The 15,715-nt window shown below is 59.4% G+C and carries 14 protein-coding genes; 11 read left to right on the top strand and 3 right to left on the bottom strand.

Annotation, left to right across the window (positions count from 1 at the left end; all coding sequences use genetic code 11):
• Genes CACC_RS02935 through CACC_RS02925 form a run of 3 tightly spaced genes read left to right on the top strand, consistent with a single transcriptional unit; the run spans window position 1 to window position 1,244 of the window.
• Window positions 1-210, top strand: a complete 210-nt coding sequence (locus CACC_RS02935; protein ID WP_005277385.1) for an acyl-CoA carboxylase subunit epsilon — start codon at window positions 1-3, stop codon at window positions 208-210.
• Complete coding sequence (locus tag CACC_RS02930) at window positions 210-797, top strand: Maf family protein (protein ID WP_005277383.1); 588 nt, start codon at window positions 210-212, stop codon at window positions 795-797. Before CACC_RS02935 ends, CACC_RS02930 begins: the two co-directional genes overlap by 1 nt.
• Window positions 798-827: 30 nt before the next feature.
• On the top strand, window positions 828-1,244 hold the full coding sequence (locus CACC_RS02925; RefSeq protein ID WP_005277381.1) for a DUF3151 domain-containing protein: 417 nt from the start codon (window positions 828-830) through the stop codon (window positions 1,242-1,244).
• An 89-nt stretch (window positions 1,245-1,333) separates the two neighbouring features.
• On the opposite strand, the gene CACC_RS02920 is transcribed toward CACC_RS02925, so the two are convergent.
• Window positions 1,334-2,053 (bottom strand): DUF4282 domain-containing protein, encoded by a 720-nt coding sequence (locus tag CACC_RS02920; RefSeq protein ID WP_005277379.1) that lies wholly within the window; start codon window positions 2,051-2,053, stop codon window positions 1,334-1,336.
• 333 nt (window positions 2,054-2,386) lie between these two features.
• Between CACC_RS02920 and CACC_RS02915 the strand changes: the two genes are divergently transcribed.
• From CACC_RS02915 to CACC_RS02890, 6 genes are all read left to right on the top strand, one after another.
• A complete protein-coding gene (locus CACC_RS02915) occupies window positions 2,387-3,250 on the top strand; it encodes a sulfurtransferase (RefSeq protein ID WP_005277377.1) in 864 nt (287 codons plus the stop codon).
• Between the two features lie 150 nt (window positions 3,251-3,400).
• Window positions 3,401-5,161, top strand: a complete 1,761-nt coding sequence (locus CACC_RS02910; RefSeq protein ID WP_005277375.1) for an acetyl-CoA carboxylase biotin carboxylase subunit — start codon at window positions 3,401-3,403, stop codon at window positions 5,159-5,161.
• Between the two features lie 22 nt (window positions 5,162-5,183).
• Window positions 5,184-5,642, top strand: a complete 459-nt coding sequence (locus tag CACC_RS02905) for a hypothetical protein (RefSeq protein WP_005277373.1) — start codon at window positions 5,184-5,186, stop codon at window positions 5,640-5,642.
• A 158-nt stretch (window positions 5,643-5,800) separates the two neighbouring features.
• Entirely contained in the window at window positions 5,801-7,306 is a 1,506-nt protein-coding gene (locus CACC_RS02900) for an ATP-binding cassette domain-containing protein (protein ID WP_005277372.1), read from the top strand.
• An 85-nt stretch (window positions 7,307-7,391) separates the two neighbouring features.
• Complete coding sequence (locus CACC_RS02895) at window positions 7,392-7,760, top strand: GntR family transcriptional regulator (protein ID WP_005277371.1); 369 nt, start codon at window positions 7,392-7,394, stop codon at window positions 7,758-7,760.
• Window positions 7,757-8,881: a DUF1648 domain-containing protein gene (locus CACC_RS02890; RefSeq protein WP_005277370.1), complete on the top strand. Its 1,125-nt coding sequence runs from the start codon at window positions 7,757-7,759 to the stop codon at window positions 8,879-8,881. The genes CACC_RS02895 and CACC_RS02890 overlap by 4 nt, the downstream gene beginning before the upstream one ends.
• Here CACC_RS02890 and CACC_RS02885 read toward each other — a convergent pair.
• The gene (locus CACC_RS02885) at window positions 8,878-10,164 is read right to left on the bottom strand and encodes a thymidine phosphorylase (RefSeq protein WP_005277369.1); all 1,287 of its coding nucleotides are present in this window, start codon (window positions 10,162-10,164) and stop codon (window positions 8,878-8,880) included. The genes CACC_RS02890 and CACC_RS02885 overlap by 4 nt on opposite strands.
• A gap of 203 nt (window positions 10,165-10,367) precedes the next feature.
• Between CACC_RS02885 and CACC_RS02880 the strand changes: the two genes are divergently transcribed.
• Together CACC_RS02880 and CACC_RS02875 are read left to right on the top strand one after the other, a co-directional pair.
• Window positions 10,368-10,808 (top strand): cytidine deaminase, encoded by a 441-nt coding sequence (locus tag CACC_RS02880; RefSeq protein WP_005277368.1) that lies wholly within the window; start codon window positions 10,368-10,370, stop codon window positions 10,806-10,808.
• Window positions 10,809-10,841: 33 nt separating this feature from the next.
• Window positions 10,842-12,062, top strand: a complete 1,221-nt coding sequence (locus CACC_RS02875; protein ID WP_005277367.1) for a NupC/NupG family nucleoside CNT transporter — start codon at window positions 10,842-10,844, stop codon at window positions 12,060-12,062.
• A gap of 95 nt (window positions 12,063-12,157) precedes the next feature.
• On the opposite strand, the gene CACC_RS02870 is transcribed toward CACC_RS02875, so the two are convergent.
• Window positions 12,158-15,589 (bottom strand): pyruvate carboxylase, encoded by a 3,432-nt coding sequence (locus tag CACC_RS02870; protein ID WP_035108325.1) that lies wholly within the window; start codon window positions 15,587-15,589, stop codon window positions 12,158-12,160.
• Between the last annotated feature and the right edge of the window lie 126 nt (window positions 15,590-15,715).

Here is a 15,715-nt window from a genome sequence, read left to right as displayed (position 1 = left end):
ATGTCTGAACCCGAAATCAAAGTCCTGAAGGGAAACCCCACGGAAGAAGAGTGCGCCGCGCTCTCGACGGTGCTCAAGCAGATGCAAAAGGACCACTCCGGCGCCTTTGGGGATCGCAACCACTGGGGCAGGCCCGGTGAGCGCTTCGACCACTACGGCGCGCAGCGCGTTTTTAATCCATCTGCCTTCCACACCGTGCGGTATTACTAATGCGCCTCATTTTGGCCTCGCAGTCGCCCTCGCGCGCCGCCATCCTGCGCGGGGCCGGGGTGGAACCGGTGCTCGAGCCCGCCGATATTGACGAGCGCGCCTTAGAAGCCCAGTTGGCGGGGCACTCGCCTGCCGATACCGTGGCAGCGCTGGCCACCGCCAAAGCCGAGAAGGTTGCTTCCCGGTACCCCGACGAGCCGGTCATCGGCGGCGATTCCATGCTGCTATTGGATGGCCAACTGCAGGGCAAACCGCACACCGTCGACGCCACCATCGAGCGTTGGCACCACCAGGCAGGCCGCACCGCGCAGCTGCTTACCGGCCATTGCCTGATTTTTGGCGCGCAGCGCCACGTGGAAACCTCCACCACTACCATCCGCTTCGCAGAGGCTTCTGCCACCGATATTGAGGCCTACGCCCGCACCGGCGAGCCTTTAGAATGCGCGGGCGCGTTTACCTTGGAGGCCATGGGTGGCTGGTTTATCGATAGTATCGACGGCGATCCCTCCTCTGTCATTGGGCTGTCCCTACCGGTGGTGCGCCGCGCGCTCTACTCTTTTGGGCTCAGCGTTTCTGATTTCTGGTAGGCCCGCACGAGCATCGCTAGAGTGTGTCTTATGGAAATGAAAGACATGCTTGCCCCAGAACCGATTAAATTGCCCGCCGATCCCGGCGCTAAGGACGCCGCCGCGCCTGCGGCCGGCATCGTAGACCACCCGGATTCCCCGTTGCTGTGGGCCATGCTCGCAGAGCAGGAGCTCGACAAGCTCGAGGGCGCGGATCCCAACGAGTACATCACCGCTTATGCCTACGCCCGCACCGGCTACCACCGCAGCTTAGACCGCCTGCGCGGCAACGGCTGGAAGGGATGGGGCCCGGTCCCCTTCTCCCACGAGCCCAACCAGGGTGTCCTGCGCGCGATTGCGGCGCTTGGCCGCGCCGCCAAGGCCATCGGCGAGGACGACGAATACGACCGCATTCGCCAGATGCTTTCCGATGCCGACCCCGATAGCGTTGCCCAGCTGCTCGACTAAGCCCACACTGCGGCTTATTTGGCCAATATAAAAAGCACATTCTCCCTGTTCAATCCCAGAGGAGAATGTGCTTTTCTTGTAGCTTATGCCTAGTTCAGCCGGTGCAGGATTTCGCGGGTATATTGCGTCGTCCGGATATTTGCGACTGCGAACTCTAAAAAGAGCCTCAAGCCAATGAGCTCGCCAAAGCAGATAAGCGTAACCAAGATGGCGGTGATAATCCCGAACGGACCAAAGAAAACGAATCCTAAAAGTAGGCCCAACAACCACGTGCAGCCAAGGATGATCATGCCGATGACATAAATCGCCGAAGCATAGCCTACGGTGATGAATTTATCGAAGCTGAAGTCCAAGAGGCCGGAGAAGAAGCCATCGGTTGGCGTCTTCGTGCGCGGAACCTGTGGCGGGAACTGCCCGCTGTTATTCGGATACGCAGTAAATCCTGGCTGCTGCCCATTCGGCGCGTTCCACGCCTGCTGTCCCTGCCAAGAATTGCCCTGTTCTGGATAGGAATGCGGCGGCTGCGCGGGCCCCGGTTGCGCTGGACCCGGTTGCTGCGAGTACTCGGGGTGCTGATAAGCCGCCTGTTCCTGGCCCGATTGCGGGTGCTGCTCTTGGCTGCTTTGCGAGCCTTGTTCCTGGCCAGCCTGCGGGGTGCCGTGGGGGCCGAATGCCCGCGCATCATTGTCCGCAAAAGCACCGAAGTCCTCAGTACCGTCTTGGCGCGGTCCCTCAGAGAAATCGCGGGCAACGAAGCCCTTCGAGAACTCCTCGTTGTCATTGGTGGTGTTGTCGCTATGATCAGCCATAATCGCAGCCCATATTCCTAGGTCTAGGGAGAAAACAGAACGATCTGACTATAGACCGTTTCATTGCCTGGCGTGGTGTGAAATTGATTAAAATTCGCGGCTCCACGTAGCGCTGAAGAGGTACTGGGGGCGCGACTTGAGTAATGCAGCGGGAAAACTTGTAGAATCGCGACCTCGAGTAAAAGCACTATTATGTTAAATGCTGACCCGCCCACTCGGCTGTTTTATTGTATGGAATACCACACTACGGCCTCCCAAGTGATCAATTTGGCATTCATCGGGTTAGAGTGGTGGGAGCGAATCATCCCGTTTTATTAGAAAGGCAGGCGGGCAGTGGCAGAAGTAGACCCCTATCCCCCATTCCAGCAATATGCGCACCCAGAGCGGCTTGTCTCCGCTCCGTGGCTGTCTGCGCGCCTGGGCGTTAAAGGGCTGCGCGTCATCGAGGTCGATGAAGACTCCCTTTTGTACGATATCGGGCACATTCCCACGGCCACGCGGATTAATTTCCGCACCGAGCTGTTGAGCTCGCTGACGCGCGACTTTATCAACGGCGAGGAATTTACCCGCTTGATGCGGGAAAAGGGCATCCACGAAGACGATACCGTTGTTTTGTATGGCGATAAGTCCAATTGGTGGGCGGCCTATGCGCTGTGGGTATTTACCCTCTTTGGACACAAGGACGTCCGCCTCCTCGATGGCGGGCGCGATGCGTGGATGTCAGAAGAACGCGATACCTCCTTTATGGTCCCGGAATTCCCGGAGTCGGATTATCCCGAGGTAGCCCGGGACGATTCCCTCCTGCGCGCCTTTGTTTCCGATGTCCGCGAGGCAACCGGTTCCCTGGTTGATACCCGCCCGCCGGAGGAATTCGCGGGTGAAGCGACGGAGTTCGACCCGAATGGAAACTCGCCGTATGGCACGACCATGTGTCACGGCCACATTCCGGGTGCGATCAATTTGGAGTGGGATCGCGCAACCTACCCCAACTCCTGTTTCCGCAACGTTGATGACCTCAAGGTCAACTACGGCATGCTGGAGCCGGATACCCCCACCATCTTGTATTCCCACGTGGGCGCGCAGGCCGCGTTTACGTGGTTCGTACTGACCTACCTTTTGGGCTTTAAAAAGGCGCAGGTCTACGATGGATCATGGTCTGAGTGGGGCAACATGGTCAATATGCCGATTGAAAAGTAGATTTTCGTCCGGTCATTAATTACCCACATCGTGACGATGTGGGTTTATTTTTGTTTAAACGTAACAATTATTGCCAAACGGACGAATTAATATTTTGGTGTGCAACAATAGATCCCGTAGTAAACGAAGTGTATTCAGGAGGTTACTGCCGTGGCAGTAGAAACCAAGAAGATCTCCAAGGTTCTCGTAGCGAACCGAGGTGAGATCGCCGTGCGCGTCATTCGTGCTGCTCGCGATGCCGGGATCTCCTCAGTCGCCGTTTATGCCGAGCCGGATGCGCAGGCGCCCTTCGTCACGCTTGCCGATGAAGCCTTTGCCCTCGGCGGTTCCACCTCTGCTGATTCTTATCTTGTCTTTGACAAGATTCTGGACGCTGCCGCTAAGTCCGGCGCGGATGCCATCCACCCCGGCTATGGTTTCTTGTCCGAAAATGCCGATTTTGCTCAGGCCGTTATCGATGCCGGCCTGACCTGGATCGGCCCGCCTCCCCAATCCATCCGCGCTTTGGGCGATAAGGTCACGGCCCGCCACATCGCCGAGCGCGCCGAAGCTCCCATGGCCCCTGGCACCAAGGATCCTGTGGCCAACGCGGACGAGGTCAAGGCCTTCGCGGATGAGCACGGCCTGCCCGTGGCCATCAAGGCGGCGTTTGGTGGCGGCGGCCGCGGCATGAAGGTCGCGCACACCGCCGAAGAGATTCCGGAGCTTTTTGAATCCGCGACCCGCGAGGCCACCACCGCCTTTGGCCGCGGCGAGTGCTTTGTCGAGCGCTACCTCGATAAGGCCCGACACGTGGAGGCCCAGGTCTTGGCGGATAAGCACGGCAATGTGGTGGTCGTCGGCACGCGCGATTGCTCCCTGCAGCGCCGCTTCCAAAAGCTCGTAGAGGAGGCGCCGGCGCCTTTCCTGAGCAACGAGCAGCGCGCCTCCATTCACGAGTCCGCCAAGCGCATTTGCCGCGAAGCTGACTACTGCGGCGCCGGCACCGTGGAGTATTTGATTGGCGCCGATGGCCTGATTTCCTTCCTCGAGGTCAATACCCGCCTGCAGGTGGAGCACCCCGTTTCGGAGGAAACCACCGGGCTGGACCTCGTGCGCGAGCAGTTCCGGATTGCCCAGGGCGAAGAGCTTTCGCTCAGAGAGGACCCGACACCGCGCGGGCATGCCTTTGAATTCCGCATCAACGGCGAAGACGCCGCGGCTGGCTTCATGCCCGCCCCCGGGACCATCGTCAAGTACTCCGAGCCCGCTGGGCCTGGCGTGCGCGTGGATTCGGGCGTCGTCGAGGGCTCCGTCATCGGCGGGCAATTCGATTCCATGCTGGCCAAGCTCATTGTTTGGGGTCCGGACCGCGAAACCGCCCTGCGGCGCTCCGCCCGCGCCCTGGCTGAATACCAGGTTGAGGGCCTGCCCACCGTGCTCCCCTTTGACAGGGCCATCGTCGCCGATCCCGCCTTTACCGCGGAAAATGGGTCCTTCGATGTCTACACCAAGTGGATCGAGGAGGCGTGGGATAACCAGCTGACGCCGCATGATGATTCCACCGATGCGGAAGCCGGCGCGCCCGAGGCCTCCCAGGTCCACACCGTAGAAATCGACGGCCGCCGCATCGAGGTAGCATTGCCCGCCACCTTTGGCATTACCGGCGCGCGCAAGCGGAAAAAGCGCAAGGGTGCCGGTGCCAAGGCCGCGGTATCCGGCGATGCCGTGACCGCACCGATGCAGGGCACGGTTATCAAGGTGAACGTAGAAGAGGGCCAAGAGGTAGAAGAGGGCGATATCGTCCTGGTCCTTGAGGCAATGAAGATGGAAAACCCCGTCAAGGCCCACAAGTCCGGCACCGTGACCGGCTTGGCGGTCGAGGCCGGCTCGTCCACCACCAAGGGCGCGCAGCTGCTGGAAATTAAGTAGCCGCGCCAGCTAGCCTGGTAGAATGACTGATTCTTCTCTTGGTGTTCGCTTGGCCAAGGAAGAGGACCGCGACTACCTTGCGGGCCTCTTCCCCTCCCATATCGCAGACTGGTCCCCCATCGTTGATGGCGGCGTCATCGCCTTGCCCCTTGCCGCCAATGAGGATCCAACTGTAGAGCCCGTGGGGGCCGCGCTCCTGCGCTACTACCCCGCCGCCACCAAGGGCCCAGCCTTCCTTGGGGATCCGGGCGCTGACCCGCTTGACGATGCCACCTGGCTCACCCCCTTCGATCCCGAGGACATCCCCGAGCTCATCGTCGCCACGAATGGCACCGACGACGAGGCTTCCCGCGCCCACGACCTGCTCGTTGCTAACGCCATCGATCTCGCGGCCGAGCAAACCGCCCCCGGCATCGCGTCCGCCACGCCACTACCGGGCTTCGAAGAACTCGCCCCAGATAAGTTCTTCCGCCGCTTCTAATCTGGCGTCTGTCTCTTGCAGGCCTCCGGTTCCAGCAAGAGATGAATTTTAGCTAGTACCCTTGTGTTCTGCACCACAGCTGCTATTGTTGAGGGCTATGAAGATTTCCGCCTAGTACGACGTCCCTTGCACACTCGTTCTTTAAAGGTGGATTCTTCATGCCGATTTCTTTTTCCCAACTCAGCCTGTCGTGGCCAGACGGCACGCCCTGCTTTTCACAGCTTTCCGGAACGATCCCTGACTCGGTTACGGGGATGATTGGCGATAATGGCTCCGGAAAGTCAACCCTTGCTAAGGTCCTGTCCCACCAGATCGCGCCGTCCTCGGGTACATTCACGGCACCAGAGGTCACGTACCTAGACCAAGATCTTGGCTTGCGTGATTCCTTAACCATCGCCGAAGTATTCGGCGCGGCGGAAAAGATTGCCGCGCTCCACGCACTTGAAGCGGGAAATTACTCCGAGGATCTGCTGAAAACCATTGGTAACGACTGGGATATCGAAGACAGGATTCATGCTTGCCTTCATAACGTAGGCGTTGCCTACCCGCTAGATCGCACCATCGGTACGCTGTCTGGAGGCGAAGCGGTCACCATCGCATTAAACGCCGCCTTTTTTGATCACCCGGACTTTGTCATCCTCGATGAGCCGACCAATAACTTGGACGCAGCAGGAAAATCCAAGGTCACCGAGCTCATTTCCAGCTCTTCTACGCCCATTCTTGTCATCTCCCATGACCTAGACCTGCTCTCCCATGTCGAGCACATTGCAGAACTCTACGCGGGAAGTTTGCGGTTATTTTCCGGAAATTATCACGCCTACCGGGAGGCCATTGAAACCGAACAGCGCGCTGCTGAAGCAGAAACTCGCGAGGCCAAAGCCGAACACCGCAAGCAAGTGCGCGAGCGCGAGGCGATGCAAGTGCGCATTTCCAGGGATCAGCGCCGCGGCAAGGCCTTCTCGCACAACCGCCGAAAGCCCGGGATGGCGATGGGAAACGATAAGAACCGCTCCCAAAATACCGCGGCTAAGCGGTCTGCTCAGGCATCGGGTTCGGTGCAGGAGGCATTTGCTGCCTATCAAGCTGCGCAAAATAAGATCCGCCCTGACGAACATGTCCACGTCGATCTCCCAGGCACGCAGTTGCCTAATGGCACCCGCGTGCTCACCAGCAGCATCGTGGACTTAACCGGCCCTGAGCATGTACGCCTTATGGGGCCAAATGGCAGCGGGAAAACCACATTCCTTAATAAGGTTGCCCGCGGTGACGTTGAGTACAGCTTGGACTGTGGATATTTGCGGCAGAAAATCACCTTGCCGGAAGATCGCACAATCTTAGAAATGGTCACGGAGGCCAACCCCACTGCTCACCCACAATTCATCCGCGATCAATTGGCACAGCTACTATTTCGCGATGACCAAGTGCACCGCCGCACCGACCAGCTATCGGGCGGCGAACGCTTCCGCGCGGAATTTGCCCGGGTGTTGCTAGCCGAGCCCAGCCCGCAATTCCTCCTGCTTGATGAGCCCACCAATAATTTGGATATCACCACCATAAAGTGGCTCGTGCAGATCCTCGAGTCCTACGAGGGTGCGTACCTGCTGGTCAGCCACGATGAGGGCTTCTGCAAGCAGCTCAGCTTAACCTCGCAGGTGCATATCTAGTCCCCAGTCTCCGCTTTGTATTACCTCCACTAATACAGACTATGCTACTCTTAGTTGTACAAAACTTATTGGAAGGAGGTAGCTCATGCTCATCACGCTCAACCCTGACGCGGATGCGCCGGTCTTCCAGCAGATTCACGATGAAATCGTGCTGGCCATCGCCCGCGGGCAGCTCTTCGACGGCGACAAGCTCGATCCCGTGCGCCAAGTCGCCACGGATATTGGCATCAACCCGGCCACCGTAAAACACGCCTATGACTCGCTCGTTGCTGATGGCCTCGTCGAAACCGCGGGGCGCTCCGGATCGATCGTCCGACCCGGCGCACACACCACGGCGCAAGAACAGCAGGTTCGGCAACGCCTGCGCCGCGTGGCAACCCTCGCCCGCGCCCAGGGGTTTTCTGCCGAGGAGCTCCACGGCTATCTCGATTCCACACTGAAGGAGCTCGCATGATTCTTACCGTCCTCATGGCCGCGACCACGCTGGCCATAACGTGGATAATGACCACGATCCCGGCGCTTGCGGCGCCAGGCGCCCCGCTCGGCGTTCGCGTTCCCCAAAGCCACCTTTCGGATCCCGTTGTGGTCGGTGCCATTTCTGGTTTTAAGACTCGGACGTGGGTTGTGGGCATCGCAGCGACGGTTATCTCGCTGTTCTACGTCAACCACTCGTGGGTGGCGGCCCTGTCTTCCCTACTGGTCATTATCGGCGGCACATGGGCTTACCTCTCCCAGCGCCGCTATATCATTGCGGCTAAGAAGGACGGCGGCTGGTTCGACGGGGTAGAAACCGCGGTCAGCGTCCAGGTAGCGGAGCGGGACGCCGACGCCATACAGGATATTGATGTGCCAACGCCGTCTTTTCCCTGGCTGACCATGTTGGGTTCCTTGCTTGCCATCGTCGCCGGTGCGCTCATCGTCGCCGCTCATTGGTCCGACATCCCCGATCCCGTGCCGGTGCACTGGGATGGTTCTATGGAGCCCGATAGCTGGAGCGACAAGTCCATCGGCAGCGTCTTTTTCATCACGTTTATCGCGCTGGGAATGTGGTTGCTTTTCGCCGGCATCTGCTGGCTTATCCAACGCACCGCGGTTCGTCCACGCTCGGAGCGCTCCATCAAGGCGCGGCTGCGGAATCAGGCAAACCTTGCAGCCTCCAACGAAGCGATGGGCGTCCTGTTGCTTCTCATGTCCCTCGGGCTATCGTTTATACAGATCACTGGCCCGGTACCGAGCTATCAGGACCTGGCTGGCCTCTCCTTTATCACCATGGTGGTGATGACCATTAGCGGCACCATAGCCATCGTGGCAATGATACTGCGCACCCAATCGCAGCTCGAGCAACAGCTGCGTGGGGTGAAACTTCCGGATAAAGACAAAGAATCCCCCGATAATGACGAGCATTATAAGTGGGGGATCCTGTACTACAATCCCGATGACCCAGCGGTGCTGGTGGACAAGCGCCTGGGCGTCGGAGTGTCCTTCAACTACGCCACGTGGCAGGCAAAGGTCTTCCTCGCCGTCATGGCACTCATCATCATCGGGTCGATTGCACTTCCATTAATCCTGATTTAACCAATGCGGTCCAGGATGATCTGGCGCTCCTTATCCAGCGGGGCGTCGGTAATCTTAAAGCCCTGCTGCAAGGTCTCAAGGGAGCGCTCGAAGCACTCTGGGGTCTCCGTGTGCAGGGTGAAAAGCTTCTGGCCCTTGGATACCTTCTCCCCCTTCACCGCGTGCAATTCGATGCCCGCGGTTGCCTGTACCGGGTCTTCCTTCCGGGCACGGCCAGCGCCCAGGCGCCAGGAGCTCACGCCGACGGACAAGGCATCAAGCTCGGTGAGGTAACCATCGGATTCAGCAATGACATCGTGGGTATGCGTAGCCACTGGAAGCTTGGCGTCTGGGTCGCCGCCCTGCGCCTTAATCATTTGCTTCCACTTATCCATGGCGCGGCCATCCTTGAGCGCCTTTTCCACGTCGGCATCGTGCACGCCGGCTGCTTCCAGCATCTCGCGCGCAAGTGCCAGGGTCAGCTCGACGACATCGCTTGGCCCACCGCCGGCTAGAACCTCGACGGATTCTTCAACCTCGAGCGCGTTGCCCACCTTGCGGCCCAACGGGGTGGACATATCCGTTAGCAGTGCCGTGGTGGCGGTGCCGGCATCATTGCCCAAGTCCACCATGGTCTGCGCCAGCTCGCGGGCCAAGGTCTCATCCTTCATAAAGGCGCCAGAGCCCACCTTGACGTCGAGGACCAAAGACGAGGTACCTTCCGCGATTTTCTTCGACATGATGGAGGAAGCAATAAGCGGAATCGCTTCAACGGTGGAGGTGATATCGCGCAGGGCATAGATCTTCTTATCCGCGGGCGCGAGGCCAGAGCCTGCCGCGCAGATGATGCAGCCTGGGTCCTCCAGGATTTCCATCAATCGCTCATTGGAAATATCCGCCTGCCAGCCCGGGATGGCCTCCAGCTTGTCCAGGGTGCCACCAGTGTGGCCCAAGCCGCGGCCAGAAAGCTGCGGGACCGCGACGCCAAAGGCGGCCACGAGGGGTGCGAGCGGCAGCGTAATCTTATCGCCAACGCCACCGGTGGAGTGCTTGTCCGCGGTCTTCTTGGACAAGGACTCAAAGCTCATCGTCTCACCGGAGGCAATCATCGCCTTGGTCCACTGCGAGATTTCCTCGCGGTTCATGCCGTTGAGGAAGATCGCCATATTGAGCGCAGCCATCTGCTCATCGCCCACGACCCCGCGAGTATAGGCATCGATGACCCAGTCGATTTCCTCCGGGCTAAACACCCCCTTATCGCGCTTGGTGCGAATAACATCTACCGCATCGAATTTCTCGGCCATGACGACTCCTCCTGTAATGATTTGGAAACCGAAACATACAAGCACATAATGTGATTTACTGCACTATATATAGTGGTTGTACACTCCACCACGTCCAATTATTATTCCCTATAGAACAGATGTCAATGAGTATTTTTCTTTTTGTTCTAATGGAGAATTAACGCAGTCTCTCTTCATCCCGTAGAAAGAAAGTCCATACCGCAATGAACGCCACCCCGGATTCACCTCCTACCGATGCCGAATTGCTCAGCCTCGCAGAAGAAGCAGCCCACCACGCCTGGGCGCCCTATTCCTCTTTCCCAGTCGGTGCGGCTTTGCTGCTTGCCGATGGCCGCATTGTCACCGGCTCCAACGTCGAAAACGCCTCCAGTCCGCTAGGCATTTGCGCCGAACGCAATGCCGCCGCGCACATGGTCACCACCGCAGACGTAACGGCCACCGATGGCCACTTGCCCAGCATCCCGCAGATTAAAGCGGTTGCTATCGTCGGCTTAAAGTCCGCGCCTTGCTACCCTTGCGGTGCCTGCCGCCAGGTCCTGCGGGAGTTCAACTGCGAGCGCGTCATCGTCTCCGTCGATGGAAAGCCCCGGAGCCACGACTTTGCCGAGATCCTCCCCCACTCCTTTGGCCCAGAGTCACTCTAACTAAAAAGTCCCTTCACAGAACGGTCAGAAAATATGGAACGCTTACAAGGATTGCTCGGCATCATCGCCATTCTTGCAGTAATTTACGTCCTGTCGAGCTCGCGTAAAAATATCAAGTGGCGCACCATTGGCGTGGGCCTTGTCCTGCAGGTGGTCTTCTGCTTCTTGGTCCTCGCGTGGGAACCTGGATTCAAAGCCCTCAAGGGCATCGCCAATGGGCTAACTAAGCTCACGGAATTTACCAACGAGGGTACCCAATTCGTCTTCGGCGGGCTCTTCGGTGATGACTTCGTCTTCGCCCTCAATGTGCTGCCTGTCATCATCTTCTTGGGCGCCATCATCGCCGCCCTGTACTACCTCCGGGTTATCCAGTACTTCGTGGAATACGTCGGATCCGCCATCAAGTGGCTCATGGGTACCTCCAAGGTGGAATCGGTTTGGGCCACCACCGTCATCTTCCTCGGCCAATCCGAGGCCCCGCTGGTCATTAAGCCCTACCTGCCCAAGCTCACCCGATCCGAGCTTTATACCTGTATGGTCGGCGGCTTTGCCTCCGTTGCCGGATCCACGCTGATCGGCTATTCGCTCTTGGGCGCGCCCTTGGAGTACTTGCTCGCCGCATCGCTCATGAATGCACCGGGCTCGCTGCTCGTCGCCAAGGGCCTCATGCCAGAGACCGAAGAGACGAACCTCGACGCTACCGTTAAAGACGTTCGCGATACAGAATCCAAAAACATCATCGACGCCATCAGTAGCGGTGCCATGGCCGGCGGTAAGATCGCCATCTCGGTTGCCTGCCTGCTCATCGCCTTCATCGCGTCGATCGTGATGCTCTCTTCCATCCTCGGCGGCATCGGCTCCCTCTTCGGCCAGGATAACTGGTCGCTCGAAGGCCTCTTCGGCATCATTTTCGCCCCCGTGGCCTGGCTTATCGGTACGCCGTGGAACGAAGCCCTCGAGGTGGGTAACTTCATCGGCCAAAAGACCATCCTCAACGAGTTCGTTGGCTACACCGCCTTTGGTGAAAGCGTTGATGAGCTCAGCGATAAGGCCATCTTGATCTCCTCCTTCGCCCTCGCTGGCTTTGCCAACCTGTCCTCCATCGGTATTCAGATTGGCTCCATCGGCGGCCTCATCCCTGAGCGCCGCGGTGAGGTAGCCAAGCTTGGCCCGCGCGCACTCTTCGGTGGCTTCCTGACCAATATGCTCAATGCCGCCATCGTCGGCGTCATTGTTGCACCCATGGTTCTCTAACCGGGTACGCCGCACTTAAAGCATAAAAATCCCCTCCCAGCTGGATATTCATCCAAGCCGGGAGGGGATTTACGCGTCTGTGCTAGGTGGCTCCTCTATTTGATTACGGCAATGAGATCTCCGCCTTCCACCTTGGTGGCCTGGCCAATGGCCACGCGGTCCACCACGCCATCCTTGGTGGCGGAAATGGAGGCTTCCATCTTCATGGCCTCGATGACCGCGACCTGGTCGCCGACCTTTACCTCGTCGCCTGGCTCTGCCGTGGGGTTGACCACGCCGGCGAACGGGGCCGCTACGTGGCCGTCATTGGACGGATCCGCTTTCTCCACCGTGGCCACTGTGGACTCGGCGTTTTCATCGCGCACCTTCATCGGGCGGATTTGGCCGTTGACGTTCAGCACGACATTGCGCATGCCCTTCTCATCCGGCTCGCCCACGGCATCGAGGCGCACCACGATCTGCTTAAGGTTGGAGCGATCGGTGGAGTCTTCGGGGAAGAAGTGCACTACCTTTTCTTCGCCTTCGGTCAGGCCGTAGAAGAAGGTCGTATCCGTCAGGGCCTCAGTGTTGCCGTACTTGCGGCGGAACTCGTTGAATTCCTCGAACTGCTTGGGGAAGAGCAGGCGGTTCAGGCTGGCGCGGCGCTCATCCGAGTTATCCGACTCCAGGTGCGGCTGCTCCTCTGCCGGGACATCGTTAATGTGCGCACCGGTTTCGGCGCGCCCATCGAGGACCTTATCGCGCAGCTCCGGCCAGCCACCCGGAGGGGTACCCAGCTGGCCGCGGAGGAATTGATCCACGGAATCCGGGATATCGTACTTCGTCGGGTTCGCCGCAAAGTCTTCCGGAGAAACGCCGGTGCCCACGAGGTGGAGCGCCAAGTCACCCACCACCTTGGAGGACGGGGTGACCTTGGTGGGTCGTCCCAGCATCTCGTTGACGGCGGCGTAGTTATCCTCGATGACCTCGAAACGATCCGCCAGGCCCAATGCGACGGCCTGCGCGCGCAGGTTCGACAGCTGACCACCCGGAATCTCGTGCTTGTACACGCGGCCGGTCGGGCCAGGGATGCCGTTTTCAAACGGGGCGTACAGCTGGCGCACGGCCTCCCAGTACGGCTCCAAGTCCGAGACCGCTTGCAGGTCGATTCCGGTATCGCGCTTGGAGTTGGAGAATGCAGCGATGAGCGCGGAGAGCGATGGCTGCGACGTGGTGCCGGCCAGCGGCGCCGAGGCACCATCGACGATATCGGCGCCAGCGCGCGCAGCCGCGAAGTAGGTAGCGATCTGCCCACCGGCAGTATCGTGCGTGTGCACGTGGACCGGCAGATCGAATTCCTTGCGCAGCGCGGTCACCAGCGTGTGCGCGGCCTCTGGGCGCAGCAGGCCCGCCATGTCCTTAACGGCCAGGATGTGCGCGCCGGATTCTACAATCTGCTCGGCGAGCTTCAAGTAGTAATCCAAGGTGTAGAGGTCTTCCTTCGGCGAAGAAAGATCACCGGAATACGCCATGGCTACCTCGGCCACGGTGGTATTCGTCTCGAGCACGGCATCGATGGCAGGGCGCATCTGGGAGACATCGTTAAGCGCATCGAAAATGCGGAAGACATCCACGCCGGACTTAGCCGCTTCCTGCACGAAGGCGCGGCACACCGAATCCGGGTACGGGGTATAGCCCACGGTATTGCGCCCGCGCAGGAGCATCTGGATGTTCTGGTTCGGCATCGCCTCGCGCAGCAGATCCAGGCGCACCCAGGGATCCTCGTGGAGGAAGCGCATGGCCACGTCATAGGTAGCACCGCCCCATGCCTCCACGGAGAAGAGATCTGGGGTCAGGCGCGCCACGGCTTCTGCCGCGGAGACCAAGGCCGTGCTGCGCACGCGGGTAGCAAGCAGGGACTGGTGGGCATCGCGGAACGTCGTATCCGTAACCATCAAGGAATCCTTGGCACGAATCTGTTCCGCGTACTTCTGCGGCCCAAGCTCCAAGAGGTCATCGCGGGAACCGCGCGGGAGCGGCTCTTCCGCATTAAACTTCGGCAGCTTATCAAATGGGCGCAGCGCGGTGGGGCGGTCACCATTGGGCTTATTCACGGTGACATCCGCGATGTATTCAAGGATACGGCCGGACTCATCCACCGCCGGTGGGGCCTTGAGCAGATCTGGGTGTTCGGTAATGAATCCGGTATCGACGCGGGTATTGACGAAGTCAGACTCATTGAGCAATGCGCGCAGGAAGCCGATATTGGTGGCCACGCCGGATACGTGGAACTCGTTTAGCGCGCGGCGGGCGCGGTGAACAGCCTGCTCGAAGGTGGTGCCGCGGCAGGTCATCTTCACCAAGAGGGAGTCGAAGTTGGGCGAGACTTCAGCACCCACGGAGGTCGCACCATCCAAGCGCACGCCAGCGCCGCCCGGCGAGCGGTACGCTGTCAACGTACCCGTATCTGGGCGGAAGCCGTTATTCGGATCTTCGGTAGTAATGCGGCACTGCAGGGCAGAGCCGGTAATGGTGATATTTTCTTGAGACAGGTTGATGTCTTCCAAGGAAGCGCCGGCGGCGATATTCATCTGCGCCTTGACGATGTCCACACCGGTAACCTCCTCAGTCACGGTGTGCTCCACCTGCACACGGGGGTTCATCTCAATGAAGACGTGGTTGCCGCGCTCGTCTACGAGGAACTCCACCGTGCCGGCGCCCTCATAGTTGATGTGCTCGCAGAAGTTCACGGCATCTTGGCAGATGCGTTCGCGCAGTTCCGGATCCAGCGACGGCGCGGGAGCGATTTCTACGACCTTCTGGTGGCGGCGCTGCACGGAGCAGTCGCGCTCAAAGAGGTGGATGACATTGCCCTGGGAATCCGCAAGCACCTGCACCTCAATGTGTTGCGGATTAATCACCGCAGTCTCGAGGTACACGCTGCCATCGCCGAAGGCCGCCTCCGCCTCGCGCGAGGCCTCTGCCGCCCGTTCGCGCAGCTCAGATTCCGATTCCACGTAGCGCATACCGCGCCCGCCACCACCAGAGACGGCCTTGACAAAGACCGGGAAGCTGAAGTCACCGGCGTCTGCTACCAGCTTATCGATGTCCGTGGTCGGCTCCGAGTCCTGCAGCGTCGGCAGCCCTGCTTCCTTCGCGGCGTTAACCGCAGCGGATTTATCACCGGTGAGATCCAGCGTGCCTGGGGTGGGGCCAATGAATTTAATGCCATTGTCCTCGCAGGCACGGGCCAAATCGGCGCGCTCGGACAAGAAACCGTAACCCGGATAGATCGCGTCCGCTTCAGACTTCTTGGCAGCGCGGATGATTTCCTCGATATCGAGGTACGCCTTGACGGGCTGTCCCTCGTTACCAATGCGCACTGCTTCATCCGCAAAGGCGCGGTGGAAGGAGTTGCGATCTTCACGAGGATAGACGGCGACGGTCTTCGCCCCCGTTTCAAAGGCAGCGCGGAAAGCACGCACGGCGATTTCACCGCGGTTGGCTACCAAAATCTTGTCGAACGATGGAAGGGCGGAATTGGCCACTTGGGTGTTCCTTTCAACTTGGAAGACGCCGCGTTGCAACGTCCCCACTGGGGTGATCCGTCTCTCAGTTTAGAGATAAGAATAGTTTTTATCATCCCTTTTTAAAAACGGGATTTTCTACACTCA

The organism is Corynebacterium accolens, assembly GCF_023520795.1.
Lineage (GTDB): Bacteria > Actinomycetota > Actinomycetes > Mycobacteriales > Mycobacteriaceae > Corynebacterium > Corynebacterium accolens.
The sequence above is the reverse complement of the archived record's forward strand: the minus strand, read 5'-3'. Positions and strand labels throughout refer to the sequence as shown.